The organism is Brevundimonas sp. GW821-FHT09G01, from assembly GCF_059416065.1.
Genome location: NZ_JBWKOL010000001.1, coordinates 695307 through 710550 on the forward strand (window position 1 = coordinate 695307; position 15244 = coordinate 710550).

A 15244-nucleotide genomic window follows, 5' to 3' on the forward strand; every position below is an offset into this window, starting at 1 on the left:
CCGAGCAGCCTTGACGGCGGCGGGATCGCCCTGTTGCCCTCCCCCGTCATCTCTCGGGAGCCGCGATGTTTCACCGTTCCATTCGGCCACGCGCCCTGCTGCTCCTGTCGACGGTCCTGCTGCTGTGCATCGCTGCGCCGTTCCCAGCGTCCGCCGCGGATCGGCCGACCGCCCATCAGGCGGCGGAGGCCATGGGCAAGGGCTTCAACCTGGGCCAGATGTTCGACAACAGTCAGCATCCGGCCACGCTTGAAACCGCGCGCCCGAAGATCGACGCCTACTACGCGCGCGGCTTTCGCGCGGTCCGGATTCCGGTCACCTGGACCGAGGCTGTCGATGGCGCGACCCTGGCCGATCCCGACACCGGTCGCCTGGACCGAGCCTCGCCGCGCCTCGCCCAGCTGGAGGCGGTGATCGATTACGCTCTCTCCCGCCCCGGCCTACACGTGGTGATCAACGCCCACCATGAGAGCAGACTGAAGGATCACGGGCGCGGCGACGTCCTGGCGCAGTTGTGGGCCGATATCAGCACGACCTTCCACGACCGGGACGGACGGCTGATCTTCGAGATCCTCAATGAGCCCCACTTGAGCAATCATGACCCCATGCCGCCCGAAACCCTGCGGGCCATGACCGGACAGGCGTATGCGCGCATCCGGCGGACCGATCCTGAGCGCATCGTGGTCATAGGCGGCAACCAGTGGTTCGGCGCGCACGAAATGGCCACGACATGGCCGAACCTCGACGCGGTGGGTGGCGGCGCCGACCCCTACGTCATGGCGACCTTCCACCACTACAATCCCTGGACCTTCGCCGGCGACAACCAGGGCGACTACGCCGACCCCTGGACCGAAGAGGACATGGCCGGCCCGATGCGGGTGATGGCGAACTGGGCCGCGACGACCGGCGGCGGCATGCCGGTCTTCATCGGCGAATGGGGCGTCGGCTGGAAAAGCCGCCACGCGACCATGAACTGCAACAACATCCGGCTTTGGTACGCGCGTTTCGACGCGGTCCACGCCAAGGCGATGGGCATGCCCACCGCCGTCTGGGACGACGGCGGCTGGTTCCAGATTTTCGACCACGACGCCAACGCCTTCTCCAGCAATCTCATCGACTGCATCGACGGCGCCTGCAGGTGGGCCGGCGTCAGCCGGTTCAACGAAGACTGCCTCTAGGCAGGCCGCTGGACGGCGCCCGTAAACACCCATCAGGCATTTGACACATTCATATATCTCGAGTTATGAGACAACTCATAGCCACAGAGTTATACGTTTTGACCGAAGCCCATGACATCCTGTTCCGCACGCTCGCCGATCCGACGCGGCGCGCCATCTTCGAGCGGCTGTGCCGCGACGGGGAGCAGACGGTCGCGGCCCTGACGGCGCGCGCGGGCGTGTCCCAGCCTGCGGTGTCCAAACACCTGGGGGTGCTGAAACAGGCCGGACTGGTGCGCGACCGGCCTGAGGGCCGTCAGACCCATTACAGCGCGCAGCTGGAGGCCCTGGCGCCGTTGGCGGACTGGACCGGCCGAATGAACGGCTTCTGGGAAAACCGCTTCGACCACCTCGAAAACCTGCTCAGAAGGATGGACCAATGACCTCGACCGAAACCCGCTCCGTCATCATCGAGCGGGAGTTCGCCTTCCCGCCCGAAAAGCTGTGGCGCGCCCTGACGCAGCCCCACCTGATGGAGGAATGGCTGATGAAGACCGATTTCGAACCCGTCGTGGGCTGCAAATTCAACCTTCGCGGCGAATGGGGCGGCGTGCTGGACGGCGAGGTCCTGACCGTCGAGCCCAACCGGACCCTGGCCTACACCTGGGACTTCGCCCACGACGACCCGGCCTACAACCTGTCCAGCTTGGTGACCTTCACCCTGACCCCGACAGCGGACGGCACGCACCTTCGCATGGAGCAGGCCGGCTTCCGACCCGACCAGAAACAGGCGCTCGGCGGCGCCACCCACGGCTGGCGGCAGTTCCTCGACAATCTGGATCAACTGCTGGTGCGGGGCGCCGAGTGACCGGGAAGCCCGTCCTGCTGTCCGGCGACAACCCGCAGATCGCCAAGGGCTATGGCGACGCCCCGGTGCAGGCGTGGATCGACGCCATTCCCGGCTGGAAGAGCCCTCTCGCCCGCCGCCTCGACGCCCTGATCGTCGAGGCGGTCCCCGGCGTCCGCAAGGCCGTGAAGTGGAACTCGCCGCTCTATGGCGTCGAGGACGGCTGCTGGTTCCTCGGGATGCATGGCTTCACCCGTTACGTGAAGGTCAGCTTCTTCCAAGGGGCCGAGTTGGAACCGCCCCCGCCCGGACCGTCCAAACAGAAGCTGGTGCGTTACCTCGACATCCACGAGGCGGACACGCTCGACGAGGCCCGGTTCGTCGACTGGGTGAAACAGGCCGGCCGGTTGCCCGGCGAAAAGATGTGAAAGGCGCGACGACCATGACAATGACCTCCACCGTGTCCGACGACATCGGGCCCTCCGCCTCCGCCCTGATCGATGGCCGGATCGCAACGCTGGACGACTGGCGCGGCGAGACCCTGGCCCGCGTCCGCGCCCTGATCCACGAGGCTGATCCCGAGGTGGTCGAGACCTGGAAATGGCGCGGCGTGCCCGTGTGGGAGCACGCGGGCATCCTGTGCACTGGTGAGACCTACAAGGCCGCGGTCAAGCTGACCTTCGCCAAGGGCGCCGCCCTGCCGGACCCGACCGGCCTGTTCAACGCCGGCCTGGACGGCGGAACCCGCCGCGCCATCGACCTCCCAGAGGGCGCGGCGCTTGACCCGACCGCCTTCAAGGCCCTGATCCGGGCGGCGATTGAACTGAATAGCCGAAAGAAAACAAAGAACCGCTGACCGCCGCAGCGAATTCTGCGTCGGCCATGTCACCCTCCGCGTCCGCGCTTCGTCCTTGCTGGCATGAGCCCGGCCAAACGGCCGGCGCACGCAGGGAGAAGCAGGATGAAGATCGTCGTCATCGGAGGCACCGGCTTGATCGGCTCGCGCGTCGTGGAAGGGCTGCGCCGGCAAGGCCATGAGGTGCTGGCCGCATCGCCCAACACCGGCGTCAACACCCTCACCGGCGAAGGCCTGGCCGAGGCGCTGCAGGGCGCCCAGGTCGTGATCGACGTGGCCAACTCGCCGTCGTTCACGGATGAGGCGGCGATGGACTTCTTCCGCACCGCCGGGACCAACCTGCTGGCCGCCGAGGCCGCCGCGGGAGTCGGCCACCACATCGCCCTATCCGTCGTCGGGACCGAGCGGCTGCAGGCCAGCGGCTATTTCCGCGCCAAGCTGGTGCAGGAAGAGCTGATCAGGACGTCGCCGACGCCCTGGACCATCCTGCGCTCGACCCAGTTCTTCCCCTTCATCACTGGCATCATCCAGTCCGGCGCCGTGGGCGACGAAGTGCGTCTGCCCGCCGCCCTGATCCAGCCGGTCTCGGCCGACGACGTGGCGGCGGCGCTCGTCGACCTGGCCTTGGGCGCGCCGGTCAACGGCACGGTGGAGATCGCCGGCCCCGAAGCCATTCGCCTGACCGACTTCGCCGAGGAATATCTGAGCACGGTGGAGGATCGCCGCCCGGTGATCGCCGACCCGGCCACCCTGTATTTCGGCGCGGCCCTGCGGGACGACACCCTGACGCCGGGGCCGAACCCGCTGCTGGGCAAGGACACGCTCGAAGACTGGCTGCGCCAGTCGATCAGCGCGGACTGAGGGAAAGCACCATGAAGCTCTACTACTCTCCCCTCGCCTGCAGCCTCGCGGACCACATCGCCCTGCGCGAAGCCGGGTTCACGTTCGATCTGGAACTGGTCGACCTGCGCACCCACCGCACGGAGACCGGCGTGGATTTCCACACCGTCAGCGCCAAGGGCTACGTCCCGGCGCTGATCCTCGACGACGGCCAGATGATCACCGAGAACGTCGCCCTGCTGGATTGGATCGCCGGCCAGTCCCCCACCCTGACGCACCCCGGTCCGCTGGGCCGGACCCGGGTGCTGGAGGCCCTGACTTACATCACGACCGAGATCCACCGGGCCTTCAAGCCGATGTGGCACGCCGGCACGGCCGCCGACAAGGCCGCGGCCGCCGCCACGATCCAGACGCTGATGGCGCCGCTGGAGGCGTCCCTGACGGACGACTTCCTGTTCGGGGCCACGCCGTCGGTGGCGGACTTCTATCTGTTCGTGATGCTGCTCTGGGCCGAGCGGTTCGGGGTGGAGACGCCCGACCGGCTCACCGCGCTGCGCGACCGGCTTCGCGCCCGACCGGCGGTGCGCGCGTCCATGACCGCCGAGGGCTTGCTTTGAAATCCGCGGCGGGTGCGAATGGACGCATGACCGGGGATCAGAGCGCCACCGACCTCTTCGAGGCGAACCGGACCCGTCTGGTCCGCATCGCCTACCGCATGCTCGGCTCCTTCGCGGAGGCCGAGGATGTGGTGCAGGAGGCGTGGATCCGCTGGCAGGGCGTGGACCTGAACGAGGTCCGCCAGCCGGCGGCCTTTCTGGTCCGCACCGTCACACGCCTGTCCCTCGACGTCATGAAGTCCGCCCGCTCCCGCCGCGAGGCCTATGTCGGCAACTGGCTGCCCGAGCCGGTGTTCGAGCCGGATGAGGAAACCCCGGCCGAGGATGAACTGACCCTGACGCTGATGATGGCGCTGGAGCGGTTGTCGCCGCTCGAGCGCGCGGCCTTCCTGCTGCATGACGTCTTCTCGGCGCCCATGGACGAGATCGCCGCCGCCCTGGGTCGTGACCCCGCGGCCGTGCGCCAGCTCGCCGTCCGCGCCCGGAAACACATTCAGGACGCCCGCCCTCGCTACCCGGTGGCGCCGGAGGAAGGCGAGCGGATCGCCAAGGCCTTCTTCCACGCCACTAACAACGGCGACGTGACGAGCCTACGCGCGCTGTTGGCCGACAGCGTCATCCTGACCTCCGACGGCGGCGGCAAGGCCAACGCCTGGCTGCACCCCATCGTCGGCATGGACCGTCTCGTGCGCCTGTTCAGCGGCCTGCACCGCAAGCTGACCCTGCCGGCGATCCTGGTGCGCTGGACCCGCATCGACGGCCTGCCCGGCTACATCAGCTACGAACGCGACGGCACGCTGCAGACCACGGCCCTGGAGGTCGAGAACGGCCGGATCGTCGCCGTCTACATCACCCGCAATCCCGACAAGCTGGCCCGGCTGGGCCTGCCGGGATCCAGCACGGAGCTTCACTGAACGCCCGCATCGGCGTAGGCCTGTCCGTTCACGAAAGGTGCGAACATGGCGGGTCTGAAGGACAAGCGCGGCTTCATCGATAAGGACCGGCTGGATTTGTCGGAACGTCAGGCCGTTGAGTACTGGATGAAGCGCTGGGGCGTGACCCGCGACCAGATCACCGCCGCCCACCGCAAGGTCGGCCGGATGACCAAGGACATCGCCGCCGAGCTGGGCAAGAAGCGCTAGAGCGCCTGCCGATACAGGCCGCTGATCATGGCGAACGCCTCGATCTTTTCCGCCTCGCCGCCGAACGCCCGCGTCGGAACGATGAAGGCGTTATGATTTCGACCGGTCACGATGATGCCGCCCTCGGCGTCGGCGACCGAGCCGATCTGGGCCCACGGCATGCGTCCGGTCTGCGGGCCACGCACGTACGACAACCCCTCGGCGTCGAAGGTCAGGGCGCGTTCTTCCGGTCGGTAGCGCAGTTGCGGCCAGACGACCATGAAGAGGATCATCAGCACGCTGGCCGCCACGCCGAGCTGAAGCCCGGACAGGGTCGATCCGCCGACCTGACCGAGCGCGAAGCTCCCGCACAGCAGGACGACGATGGCCAGGTGGAACATCCACAGCTTGCGCAGCCATGTGACCTTGTACCAGGCCCGCAGCTCCTCGCGGGTCAGGGCGTAGCGGACCGTCAGCATCAAATGTGCAGCACGCGGCCATAGGCGTCGAGCTGGGCCTCGTGCATCGCCTCCGACATGGTCGGGTGCGGATAGACGATGCCGAACATGTCTTCTTCCGTCGCTTCCATGGTCATGGCGGTGACGTAGCCCTGGATCATCTCGGTGACCTCGTGGCCGATCATGTGGGCGCCGATCAGGGCGCCGGTCTTCGCGTCGAAGATGGTCTTCACGAAGCCCTCGGTCTCGCCGGCGGCCACGGCCTTGCCGTTCACCTTGAAGGGGAAGCGGCCGACCTTGACCTCGCGCTTGGCCTCGCGAGCGGCCTGTTCGGTGATCCCAACCGAGGCGACCTGCGGCTGGGTGTAGGTGCAGCCGGCGATGGGCGAGTTGACGTTGGGGGTCTTGAAGCCGGCGATGAACTCGGCGGCGTGGATGCCCTCATGCGAGGCCTTGTGCGCCAGCCACGGGGCGCCGGCGCAGTCGCCGATAGCGAACAGCCCCTTCACATTGGTCTGGCAGTGGCTGTCGATCTTGATGTGGCCGCGATCCAGTTCGACGCCCAGCGCCTCCAGGCCGATGCCGTCGGTGTTGGCGGTGATGCCCACGGCCGAGATGCAGACCTCGGCCTCCAGTGCTTCGGCCTTGCCGCCGATCTCGACGTCGACCTTCACGCCCGCGGCGGTCTTGGACACCTTGGTCACCTTGGCGCCGACGCGGAACTTGATGCCGCGCTTCTCGAAGGCCTTCTGAGCGGCCTTGGAGACCTCTTCGTCCTCGACCGGCATGATGCGATCGACCGCTTCCACCACGGTAACTTCCGCGCCCAAGGCCCGATAGAAGCTGGCGAATTCCAGGCCGATGGCGCCGGAGCCGATGACCACGAAGGTCTTGGGCAGCTTTTTGGGGGCCAGGGCGTCGCGGTAAGCCCAGATCTTGTCGCCGTCGGCTTCCAGGCCGATCTGCGGCAGGGCGCGGGCGCGGGCGCCGACGGCCAGCATGACCGCCTTGGCCTCGACCGAGCGGCTGCCGCCGGCCTTCAGGGCGACGACCACCTTGGGCGCTCCCGCACCCTTCTCCAGCTTCGCCTCGCCCTCGATCACCTCGACCTTGTGCTTCTTCATCAGGAAGGTGACGCCCTTGTTCATCGTGGACGCGACGCCGCGCGACCGCTGGATGATGGCGTCGAAGTCGAACGACGCGCCGGTCGCCGACAGGCCGTAGTCCTTCAGATGGCTCAGACTCTCGTACTTCTCGCCCGACTTCAGCAGGGCCTTGGTCGGGATACAGCCCCAGTTCAGGCAGATGCCGCCCAGCGCCTCGCGCTCCACAATGGCGACCTTCTGGCCCAACTGCGAGGCGCGAATGGCGGCGACATAGCCGCCCGGGCCCGAACCGATGATGACGAGATCGAATTCAGCAGCCATGGTCAGATCAACTTCTCAATGTCGGCCTTGATGGCCCGGGGTTCGACCTGGGGCGCGTAGCGGGCGATCACCCTGCCCTCCCGGTCGGTCAGGAATTTGGTGAAGTTCCACTTCACGTCACGGCTGCCCAGAAAGCCCTTCTTCTGGCTGGTCAGCCAGTCGTAGAGCGGATGCCGTTTCGGGCCGTTGACCTCGATCTTGTCGAACATGGGAAAGTCGACGCCGTAGGTCGTGGAGCAGAAGCTGGCGATCTCGTCCGCCTTGCCCGGCTCCTGCGCCCCGAACTGGTTGCACGGGAAGCCCAGCACCTCGAACGGCTGGTCCGCCAGCTCGCGATGCAGGGTCTCCAGCCCCTCGTACTGGGGCGTGAAGCCACAGCGCGAGGCGACATTGACGATCAGCAGGGCCTTCCCCTCGAACCGGGACAGCGGGACCTCGGTCCCGTCGATACCGGTAGCGGTGAAGTCATAGACCGAGGTCATGCCCTGCCTTTCGTCTTACGCCAGCATCGTCACGGGATCTTCGATCAGCGGCTTGAACGCCTGCAGGAAGCGGGCGCCGGTCGCGCCGTCGACGACGCGGTGATCGCAGGTCATCGTGACCGTCATCACCGTGGCGACGGCCAGTTGGCCGTTCTTGACGACAGGGCGCTGTTCGCCCGCGCCGACGCTCATGATCGCGCCCTGCGGCTCGTTGATGATCGACGAGAACGACTTGATGCCGAACATGCCCAGGTTGGACACAGAGAAGGTGCCGCCCTGGAACTCTTCCGGCTTCAGCTTGCGGTCGCGGGCGCGCTTGGCCAGGTCCTTGGACTCGGTGGCGATCTGCGAGAGCGACTTCAGCTCGGCCTTGCGGATGATCGGGGTGATCAGGCCGCCGTCGATCGCCACCGCCATCGCCACGTCGGCGTTGTGGTGCATGGCGATGCCTTCCGGCGTGTAGCTGGCGTTGGCTTCCGGCACGGCCTTCAGGGCCATGGCGGCGGCCTTGATGACGAAGTCGTTGACCGAGACCTTCACGCCGCTCTTTTCGAGCAGGGTGTTGACCTTGGCGCGGGCGGCCAGAAGGGCGTCGATCTCGACGTCGATGAACAGCGGGAAGTGCGGCACCTGCTGGACCGCCTCGACCATGCGCCGGGCGATGGCCTTCTTCATGCCGTCCAGCGGGATCAGGTCGTAGCTGCCGTCCGGGATGCCCATCTGGGCCAGCGACTGCACCGGACGCGAGGCGATGCCCGAAGCGGCGGCAGCGGCCGAAGCCGGCTTGGCGCCGCCCTTGCCCGCGGCCTCGATGTCGCGCTTGACGATGCGGCCGTGCGGGCCGGTGCCCTTGACCGAGGCCAGGTCCACGCCGGCCTGGGCGGCCAGACGGCGCGCCAGGGGCGAGGCGAACAGGCGGCCGCCGTCGGCGGTCTTCACCGAGGCGGGAGCGGCGACCGGAGCCGGAGCTGCCTTGGGGGCCTCGGCGGCGACCGGCGCCGCGGCTTCCGCCTTCGGCGCTTCAGCGGCCTTGGGCGCGTCGGCCTTCGGCGCCGGAGCGGCCGCGCCGCCTTCATCCTTCAGACGAGCGATGGGGGTGTTCACCTTCACGCCCTCGGTCCCTTCGGCCACGAGGATCTCGGTGATCTCGCCTTCGTCGACGGCCTCGACTTCCATCGTGGCCTTGTCGGTTTCGATCTCGGCGATCACGTCGCCGGCCTTGACCACGTCGCCCGCCTTGACGTGCCACTTGCTCAGGACGCCCTCCTCCATGGTCGGAGACAGGGCGGGCATCAGAATGTCGGTCATTGCACGCTCCCGGAGGGCGCGGTCGGCTCCGCGACCGTCTGGACGTTGTCGGCCTTGATCGCCTCGCTCAGCCCCTGAAGGATGCGGTTGTACGCCTCCTTCTCATTGTGGCCGTGACGCACCGCGTAGCCGTAGGCCATGTGGCGCGCGGCGATGGCCAGCAGCTCGCCGAACTGGGCCGGGTTGTTGAAGGCGGGCTTCACCGACATCACCGGCTGATTCTTCGACCACCACATGCGGATGATCTCGATGGCTTCCGGATCGGCGGCGATGCTCTCGGGCGTCGTCAGCTGGAAATCGCTGGGCTCGCTCATGCCATCACCTGCTTCACGGCCTTGATGATCTTGTCCACGCCCGGCAGCGACAGGGCTTCCAGGTTGGCGGCGTAGGGCAGCGGCACGTCTTCCTGGTGCACCCGCAGCGGCGGAGCGTCCAGGTAGTCGAAGGCATGCTCGATCACCCGGGCCACGACCTCGGCGCCGACACCCATCGGACCCCAGCCTTCTTCGGCCGAGACCAGACGGCTGGTCTTCTTGACGCTCTCGACGATGGTCTCGGTGTCCAGCGGACGCAGGGTGCGCAGGTCTACGACCTCGACGCTGATGCCTTCGCCGGCCAGCTGTTCGGCGGCCTGCAGGGCGAAGCCGACCATGCGGCTGTGCGCGGTGATGGTGACGTCCGTGCCTTCGCGGCGGACCTTGGCCTTGCCGATCGGCACGACCCAGTCCTCGATCTCCGGCACGTCGAACTCCAGCCCGTACATCATCTCGTGCTCGAGGAAGACGACGGGGTTGGGATCGCGGATCGCCGCCTTCATCAGGCCCTTGGCGTCGGCCGCATCATAGGGCGCGACGACCTTCAGGCCCGGGATCTGGGCGTACCAGGCCGAATAGTCCTGGCTGTGCTGGGCGCCGACGCGGCTGGCGGCGCCGTTGGGGCCGCGGAACACGATCGGCGCGCGGATCTGACCGCCCGACATGTACAGCGTCTTGGCGGCGGAGTTGATGATGTGATCGATCGCCTGCATGGCGAAGTTGAACGTCATGAACTCGACGATCGGCTTCAGGCCCGCCATGGCGGCGCCGACGCCCAGGCCGGCGAAGCCGTGCTCGGTGATCGGGGTGTCAACGACGCGCTGGTCGCCGAACTCCTGCAGCAGCTCGCGGCTGACCTTGTAGGCGCCCTGGTACTGGGCGACTTCCTCGCCGATCAGGAAGACCCGGTCATCGCGGCGCATTTCCTCAGCCATGGCGTCGCGCAGGGCGTCGCGGATGGTCGTCTTGACCAGCTTGGCGTCGGCCGGGACTTCCGGGTCGCGCAGTTCGACCTTCGGACCGGCGGCGGTGTCGTCGGTCTTCTCTTCCTTCTCGCCGGAGCCGGAGGTCGCGACCGCCGGAGCGGCCTCGGCCTTGGGCGCGTCAGCCTTGGGCGCCGGCGCGGCGGCGCCGTTTTCGCCCGCCAGACGGGCGATGGGCGTGTTGACCTTCACGTTCTCCGAACCTTCGGGAACCAGGATTTCGAGCACTTCGCCCTCATCCACGGCCTCGACTTCCATCGTCGCCTTGTCGGTTTCGATCTCGGCGATCACCTGGCCCGCGGACACGACGTCTCCGGCCTTGATGTGCCACTTGGTCAGCGTGCCCTCTTCCATCGTGGGGGACAGCGCCGGCATCAAAATGTCCGTCACGATCAGGCCTCCACGTAGACGTCGGTATAGAGCTCGGACGGATCGGGCTCCGGGCTCTCTTGAGCGAACTGAACGGCCTCGGCGACGATGGCCTTGATCTCGTTGTCGATGACTTTCAGCTCGTCCTCGGTGGCCTTGGCCTGTTCGAGCAGCATCTTCACGTGATCGATCGGGTCACGGGTCTTCTTGACCTCGTCGACCTCTTCCTTGGACCGGTATTTGGCCGGATCCGACATGGAGTGACCGCGATAGCGGTAGGTCTTCACTTCCAGGATGTAGGGGCCGCCGCCTTCACGGGCGCGCTTCACGGCGCGGGCCGTGGCGTCGCGGACCGCCAGCACGTCCATGCCGTCGACCTGCTCGCCCGGGATGCCGAAGCTGGCGCCGCGCATGTACAGCTCGGTCGTGGACGACGAGCGCTCGATGCTCGTGCCCATGGCGTACTGGTTGTTCTCGATGATGTAGATGGCCGGCAGCTTCCACAGCTGGGCCATGTTGAAGCTCTCGTAGACCTGACCCTGGTTCGAGGCGCCGTCGCCGAAGTAGACGAAGGCCACCGAGTCATCGCCGCGGTACTTGCCGGCGAAGGCCAAGCCGGTGCCCAGCGCCACCTGGGCGCCGACGATGCCGTGACCGCCGTAGAAGCCGGTCGGCACGTCGAACATGTGCATCGAGCCGCCCTTGCCCTTGGACGAGCCGCCGATACGACCCGTCAGCTCGGCCATCACCTCTTTCGGGTCCATGCCCGCGGCCAGCATGTGACCGTGGTCACGATAGCCCGTGATGATCTTGTCGTGGCCCTGCTTGACGCTCTCCTGAACGCCCACCGCCACGGCCTCCTGGCCGATGTACAGGTGGCAGAAGCCGCCGATCAGGCCCATGCCGTACAGCTGGCCCGCGCGCTCCTCGAAACGGCGGATCAGCACCATCTCGCGGTAGAATCGCAGCAGGTCCTCCTTGGAGGCCGTCGGCGTATTGGGAATCTTCTTTGAATCAGTCTTGGCGGCGGGGGCTTTCGCCATCCGTCATCTCCCGGTTGGACCCCACTCTGCAGGGTCTCTTGTCGTTACGGAAAGGGGCTTTAGCAGCCTTCGTTCCCGAAACGCAAAGCGCCCCGGCCAAGCTGTAACTAAAGTTCACGAACGGCGCGGCGCGGCGCCCTGTTCGACGGGGTGCGCGACCCGGATCACATAGTCGCGAGGGTCGGCGAAGCCCAGCACGGCGCGGGCCCGCTCTTCCAGCAGATCACGCGACAGGCTGTCGGTCCGGAGGTAGCGCACGCGCACTTCCAGATCCTGTTTTTGTTCAAGAATATCCGCCAGTTGGCTCTCACGCCTTTGCAGAAGCGCGTCACGCTCTCCGCCGCTCAGCAATCCCCGTTCGCCCGTCAGGGCCTGGACGCCCAGATAGGCGATCAGCAGCAGGAGGACGCAGGAGGGGACGTAAGGCTTCATACGATCGGGCACTCGGACGCTCCTTCTGAGCGTGGACTCGTGATTGACGAGTGATGATCGAAAAGCCCTAACGAACCGTAGCTTGGCCGTAGAATCTGGCGCCGGCGCCAGCCCCGCTGACTCATCCGTTTTTGGCGCGCCAGCGCGCCAAACCGCGCTCCCGTCTTTGACAGCCGCATCCCCCGACGCCCCACCCGAGGCGCCGGTTCATGTTGAATCTGCAGTCTTCTGAATTCTCGGCCCGGAAGAATGAGTTCCGGCGCTCCGCCTATTTCAGCAGCATGCCGTCGCCGTAGTACATGCCCTGGTCGCCGAGCAGTTCCTCAATGCGCAGCAGCTGGTTGTACTTGGCCGTCCGGTCCGAGCGGGCCAGCGAGCCCGTCTTGATCTGACCGCAGTTGGTGGCGACTGCCAAGTCGGCGATGGTCGAGTCCTCGGTCTCGCCCGAACGGTGGCTCATCACGGCGGTGTAGCCGGCGCGGTGGGCCATATCGACCGCATCCAGCGTCTCCGACAGGGTGCCGATCTGGTTGACCTTGATCAGGATCGAGTTGGCCAGGCCTTCGCCGATGCCGGCGGCCAGACGGGCCGGGTTGGTCACGAACAGGTCGTCGCCGACGATCTGGACGCGGTCGCCCAGGCGTTCAGTCAGCAGACGCCAGCCGTCGAAATCATCCTCGGCGCAGCCGTCCTCGATCGAGACGATCGGGAAGCGTTCGCACAAGTCGGCCAGGTAGCCGACCATGCCGTCGGCGTCGAAGGTCTTGCCCTCGCCGGCCATGACGTACTTGCCGTCCTTGAAGAACTCGGTGGCGGCCACGTCCAGGCCCAGGTGGAAGTCCTCGCCCGCCAGGTAGCCGGCGGCCTGACCGGCCTTGGTGATGAACTCCAGCGCCGCTTCCGCCGACAGCAGGTTGGGGGCGAAGCCGCCCTCGTCGCCGACGTTGGTGTTGTGACCCGCGTCCTTCAGGGCCTTCTTCAGAGAGTGGAAGATCTCGGCGCCCATGCGCAGGCCTTCCGAGAAGGTCTCCGCGCCGGTCGGCAGGATCATGAACTCCTGGATGTCGATCGGATTGTCGGCGTGGGCGCCGCCGTTGATGATGTTCATCATCGGGGTCGGCAGCACGCGGGCCGAGACGCCGCCCAGATAGCGGTACAGCGGCAGGTTCGAGCTGACGGCGCTGGCCTTGGCGCAGGCCAGGGAGACGCCCAGGATGGCGTTGGCGCCCAGGCGGCCCTTGTTGGCCGTGCCGTCCAGACCGATCAGCGACTCGTCGATGCGGCGCTGGTCTTCCGCGTCCATCCCGGACAGGGCGTCGAAGATCTCGCCGTTGACGGCGTCGACGGCCTTCTGGACGCCCTTGCCGCCCCACAGATCCTTGTCGCCGTCGCGAAGTTCGACGGCTTCGTGCGCGCCGGTCGAGGCGCCCGAGGGCACGGCGGCGCGGCCGAACGAGCCGTCGTCCAGGATCACATCCACTTCCACCGTCGGATTGCCCCGGCTGTCGAGGATCTGGCGGGCGACGATTTCGGCGATGTCGGTCATGGGAGGACTCTGCTGTGCGAGGCGATCAGACGCCGCGTTTAGCCCGCCCTGCCCCGGCACGGCAAGGAACCCGGCTCAACCCGTCATGCGTTAGCTCTTCAAAGGAGCCCTCTCATGGAACTGAAACGCGGCCGGCTGATCGACCATGTGCACCTCCGCTCGCCCGACCTGGAGGCCGCGAAGACCTTCTACAAGGCGGTGTTCGACGCGCTCGGCATCCCCTTCACCGAGGAGGACACCCACCTCTGGGCGGACGAATTCTGGATCGACGCGGGCGATCAGCCCACCCACGTCCATCTCGCCTTCCAGGCGCCGGATCAGGAGACGGTGCGCCGCTTCCACGACGCGGGCCTGAAAGCTGGAGGCCGGGACAACGGACCGCCCGGCGAGCGGACGATCTACCACCCCGGCTACTACGCCGCCTTCCTGTTCGATCCCGACGGCAACAACATCGAGGCGGTCTATCACGGGCCGGCGGATCGCTCCGCCGACGCCGTGACGCTCACCTTCGAGATGCCGAAGGGTTAGGAACAGCCCTCGACGTATTCGATGGACGGCCCGCCGCCGGCGATCGACTTCACCTTGCCGTCCTGACCGATCTCGTACTTCACGCCTCGCGCGGCCGGACCCGTGTGGTCGGCGGTGGCCCAGACGGTGATGTATTCGGCGGGCGCGGCCTCGTACTTGTGCGGGACCACGACGGCCGAGGCGCCGTAGGCGGCCTTCACCGCCGCGGCCTCGTCGCCGATCTTGAAGCCGCGATCCGTGGTCACGGTCGAGGCGCGGGTCAGCCAGACGCTGGCCAGGGCGCCGTCGTTGGTCATGACCAGCAGCCCCTCGGGCGCGCGGGCCGGATGGAACATGTCGCAGCTGGCCGGATCGGCGCCGCCGACGGCGTTCGGATTGGAGTCCGCTCCCAGCGCCGCCTCGATTTCGGCGGTCGTCATGCCGATTCGCAGCGGACCGAAGCCGTTGGCGGTCAGAACGTTGGACGGCGCTGGGGTCGGGGTCTCGGGCGCCGGGGCCGGCGCGGGCTCGGCTGGCGGCGCGGCGGGCTCGGGCGGATTGCAGGCGGCCAGGGCCCCGATGGAGCCGATGACGGCGGTGGTCAGCAGGATACGACGGATCATGGGGCGCTCCAGAAGATGGTCTGGGGCCATAAACGCACGAAAACGGCGCGCGAGGTCATCGCGCGCCGTTAAAATCTTTCGTCCGGCCGAAGCCGGGTCCGTCAGAAGACTAGTCTTCCTTCGGGGTCAGAACCTGGCGACCGCGGTAGGTGCCGGTCTTCAGGTCGATGTGGTGCGGGCGCTTCAGCTCGCCCGTGTCCTTGTCCTCGACGTAGGCGTTCGCGCCCAGCGAGTCGTGAGCGCGGCGCATGTTGCGACGCGAGGGCGATACTTTGCGCTTCGGAACGGCCATTTCCGTCTCAATCTTCTGGTCG

21 protein-coding genes are annotated in these 15244 nt (G+C 67.1%); 10 read left to right on the forward strand and 11 right to left on the reverse strand.

Features of this window, described 5'->3' with window-relative positions; all coding sequences use genetic code 11:
* Positions 1-65 precede the first annotated feature (65 nt).
* The 9 genes from AC07NB_RS03385 (at position 66) to AC07NB_RS03425 (ending at position 5459) form a co-directional block, all read left to right on the forward strand.
* Positions 66-1178, forward strand: a complete 1113-nt coding sequence (locus tag AC07NB_RS03385; RefSeq protein ID WP_494570918.1) for a glycoside hydrolase family 5 protein — start codon at positions 66-68, stop codon at positions 1176-1178.
* A 98-nt stretch (positions 1179-1276) separates the two neighbouring features.
* A complete protein-coding gene (locus tag AC07NB_RS03390; protein ID WP_494570919.1) occupies positions 1277-1600 on the forward strand; it encodes an ArsR/SmtB family transcription factor in 324 nt (107 codons plus the stop codon).
* Positions 1597-2025 carry an SRPBCC family protein gene (locus AC07NB_RS03395; RefSeq protein ID WP_494570920.1) on the forward strand — a complete coding sequence of 143 codons (429 nt, stop codon included), beginning with the start codon at positions 1597-1599 and terminating at the stop codon, positions 2023-2025. The genes AC07NB_RS03390 and AC07NB_RS03395 overlap by 4 nt, the downstream gene beginning before the upstream one ends.
* Entirely contained in the window at positions 2022-2432 is a 411-nt protein-coding gene (locus tag AC07NB_RS03400; protein WP_494570921.1) for a DUF1801 domain-containing protein, read from the forward strand. The genes AC07NB_RS03395 and AC07NB_RS03400 overlap by 4 nt, the downstream gene beginning before the upstream one ends.
* 14 nt (positions 2433-2446) lie before the next feature.
* The gene (locus AC07NB_RS03405) at positions 2447-2860 is read left to right on the forward strand and encodes a DUF1801 domain-containing protein (protein WP_494570922.1); all 414 of its coding nucleotides are present in this window, start codon (positions 2447-2449) and stop codon (positions 2858-2860) included.
* Between the two features lie 105 nt (positions 2861-2965).
* Positions 2966-3721, forward strand: a complete 756-nt coding sequence (locus AC07NB_RS03410; protein WP_494570923.1) for an SDR family oxidoreductase — start codon at positions 2966-2968, stop codon at positions 3719-3721.
* Positions 3722-3732: 11 nt separating this feature from the next.
* Positions 3733-4317, forward strand: coding sequence for a glutathione S-transferase C-terminal domain-containing protein (locus AC07NB_RS03415; protein WP_494570924.1), 585 nt, complete (start codon positions 3733-3735; stop codon positions 4315-4317).
* Between the two features lie 26 nt (positions 4318-4343).
* Complete coding sequence (locus AC07NB_RS03420; protein ID WP_494570925.1) at positions 4344-5231, forward strand: sigma-70 family RNA polymerase sigma factor; 888 nt, start codon at positions 4344-4346, stop codon at positions 5229-5231.
* A gap of 45 nt (positions 5232-5276) precedes the next feature.
* Positions 5277-5459, forward strand: a complete 183-nt coding sequence (locus tag AC07NB_RS03425; protein ID WP_047413801.1) for a DUF3606 domain-containing protein — start codon at positions 5277-5279, stop codon at positions 5457-5459.
* Here the strand turns inward: AC07NB_RS03425 and AC07NB_RS03430 are convergent.
* From AC07NB_RS03430 to eno, 9 genes are all read right to left on the reverse strand, one after another.
* Positions 5456-5917: a YcxB family protein gene (locus AC07NB_RS03430; RefSeq protein WP_291840831.1), complete on the reverse strand. Its 462-nt coding sequence runs from the start codon at positions 5915-5917 to the stop codon at positions 5456-5458. The genes AC07NB_RS03425 and AC07NB_RS03430 overlap by 4 nt on opposite strands.
* Positions 5917-7323, reverse strand: coding sequence for a dihydrolipoyl dehydrogenase (lpdA, locus tag AC07NB_RS03435; RefSeq protein WP_291840834.1), 1407 nt, complete (start codon positions 7321-7323; stop codon positions 5917-5919). Before lpdA ends, AC07NB_RS03430 begins: the two co-directional genes overlap by 1 nt.
* 2 nt (positions 7324-7325) lie before the next feature.
* Entirely contained in the window at positions 7326-7805 is a 480-nt protein-coding gene (locus AC07NB_RS03440; protein WP_291840837.1) for a glutathione peroxidase, read from the reverse strand.
* Between the two features lie 15 nt (positions 7806-7820).
* Positions 7821-9113, reverse strand: coding sequence for a pyruvate dehydrogenase complex dihydrolipoamide acetyltransferase (locus AC07NB_RS03445; RefSeq protein WP_494570926.1), 1293 nt, complete (start codon positions 9111-9113; stop codon positions 7821-7823).
* Positions 9110-9427, reverse strand: a complete 318-nt coding sequence (locus tag AC07NB_RS03450) for a DUF5076 domain-containing protein (RefSeq protein WP_492313077.1) — start codon at positions 9425-9427, stop codon at positions 9110-9112. Before AC07NB_RS03450 ends, AC07NB_RS03445 begins: the two co-directional genes overlap by 4 nt.
* Complete coding sequence (locus AC07NB_RS03455) at positions 9424-10800, reverse strand: pyruvate dehydrogenase complex E1 component subunit beta (RefSeq protein WP_492313076.1); 1377 nt, start codon at positions 10798-10800, stop codon at positions 9424-9426. Before AC07NB_RS03455 ends, AC07NB_RS03450 begins: the two co-directional genes overlap by 4 nt.
* 2 nt (positions 10801-10802) lie before the next feature.
* Positions 10803-11822 (reverse strand): pyruvate dehydrogenase (acetyl-transferring) E1 component subunit alpha, encoded by a 1020-nt coding sequence (gene pdhA, locus AC07NB_RS03460; protein ID WP_291840412.1) that lies wholly within the window; start codon positions 11820-11822, stop codon positions 10803-10805.
* A gap of 114 nt (positions 11823-11936) precedes the next feature.
* On the reverse strand, positions 11937-12254 hold the full coding sequence (locus AC07NB_RS03465) for an FtsB family cell division protein (protein ID WP_492313600.1): 318 nt from the start codon (positions 12252-12254) through the stop codon (positions 11937-11939).
* A 268-nt stretch (positions 12255-12522) separates the two neighbouring features.
* Positions 12523-13800, reverse strand: coding sequence for a phosphopyruvate hydratase (gene eno, locus AC07NB_RS03470; protein WP_492313075.1), 1278 nt, complete (start codon positions 13798-13800; stop codon positions 12523-12525).
* A gap of 114 nt (positions 13801-13914) precedes the next feature.
* Here eno and AC07NB_RS03475 point away from each other — a divergent pair, with 114 nt between their 5' ends.
* Positions 13915-14328 (forward strand): VOC family protein, encoded by a 414-nt coding sequence (locus tag AC07NB_RS03475; RefSeq protein WP_494570927.1) that lies wholly within the window; start codon positions 13915-13917, stop codon positions 14326-14328.
* Here the strand turns inward: AC07NB_RS03475 and AC07NB_RS03480 are convergent.
* Together AC07NB_RS03480 and rpmF are read right to left on the reverse strand one after the other, a co-directional pair.
* Complete coding sequence (locus tag AC07NB_RS03480) at positions 14325-14930, reverse strand: hypothetical protein (RefSeq protein ID WP_494570928.1); 606 nt, start codon at positions 14928-14930, stop codon at positions 14325-14327. The genes AC07NB_RS03475 and AC07NB_RS03480 overlap by 4 nt on opposite strands.
* A gap of 109 nt (positions 14931-15039) precedes the next feature.
* Entirely contained in the window at positions 15040-15222 is a 183-nt protein-coding gene (rpmF, locus tag AC07NB_RS03485; protein WP_332653200.1) for a 50S ribosomal protein L32, read from the reverse strand.
* Positions 15223-15244: the final 22 nt, after the last annotated feature.

Coding starts and splice junctions, on each gene's coding strand:
- AC07NB_RS03430 (WP_291840831.1), bottom strand. CDS start 5,917: ATGCTGACGGTCCGCTACGCCCTGACCCGCGAGGAGCTGCGGGCCTGG.
- AC07NB_RS03395 (WP_494570920.1), top strand. CDS start 1,597: ATGACCTCGACCGAAACCCGCTCCGTCATCATCGAGCGGGAGTTCGCC.
- AC07NB_RS03475 (WP_494570927.1), top strand. CDS start 13,915: ATGGAACTGAAACGCGGCCGGCTGATCGACCATGTGCACCTCCGCTCG.
- eno (WP_492313075.1), bottom strand. CDS start 13,800: ATGACCGACATCGCCGAAATCGTCGCCCGCCAGATCCTCGACAGCCGG.
- AC07NB_RS03445 (WP_494570926.1), bottom strand. CDS start 9,113: ATGACCGACATTCTGATGCCCGCCCTGTCTCCGACCATGGAGGAGGGC.
- AC07NB_RS03420 (WP_494570925.1), top strand. CDS start 4,344: ATGACCGGGGATCAGAGCGCCACCGACCTCTTCGAGGCGAACCGGACC.
- AC07NB_RS03440 (WP_291840837.1), bottom strand. CDS start 7,805: ATGACCTCGGTCTATGACTTCACCGCTACCGGTATCGACGGGACCGAG.
- AC07NB_RS03410 (WP_494570923.1), top strand. CDS start 2,966: ATGAAGATCGTCGTCATCGGAGGCACCGGCTTGATCGGCTCGCGCGTC.
- pdhA (WP_291840412.1), bottom strand. CDS start 11,822: ATGGCGAAAGCCCCCGCCGCCAAGACTGATTCAAAGAAGATTCCCAAT.
- lpdA (WP_291840834.1), bottom strand. CDS start 7,323: ATGGCTGCTGAATTCGATCTCGTCATCATCGGTTCGGGCCCGGGCGGC.
- AC07NB_RS03415 (WP_494570924.1), top strand. CDS start 3,733: ATGAAGCTCTACTACTCTCCCCTCGCCTGCAGCCTCGCGGACCACATC.
- AC07NB_RS03385 (WP_494570918.1), top strand. CDS start 66: ATGTTTCACCGTTCCATTCGGCCACGCGCCCTGCTGCTCCTGTCGACG.
- AC07NB_RS03465 (WP_492313600.1), bottom strand. CDS start 12,254: ATGAAGCCTTACGTCCCCTCCTGCGTCCTCCTGCTGCTGATCGCCTAT.
- rpmF (WP_332653200.1), bottom strand. CDS start 15,222: ATGGCCGTTCCGAAGCGCAAAGTATCGCCCTCGCGTCGCAACATGCGC.
- AC07NB_RS03450 (WP_492313077.1), bottom strand. CDS start 9,427: ATGAGCGAGCCCAGCGATTTCCAGCTGACGACGCCCGAGAGCATCGCC.
- AC07NB_RS03425 (WP_047413801.1), top strand. CDS start 5,277: ATGGCGGGTCTGAAGGACAAGCGCGGCTTCATCGATAAGGACCGGCTG.
- AC07NB_RS03480 (WP_494570928.1), bottom strand. CDS start 14,930: ATGATCCGTCGTATCCTGCTGACCACCGCCGTCATCGGCTCCATCGGG.
- AC07NB_RS03405 (WP_494570922.1), top strand. CDS start 2,447: ATGACAATGACCTCCACCGTGTCCGACGACATCGGGCCCTCCGCCTCC.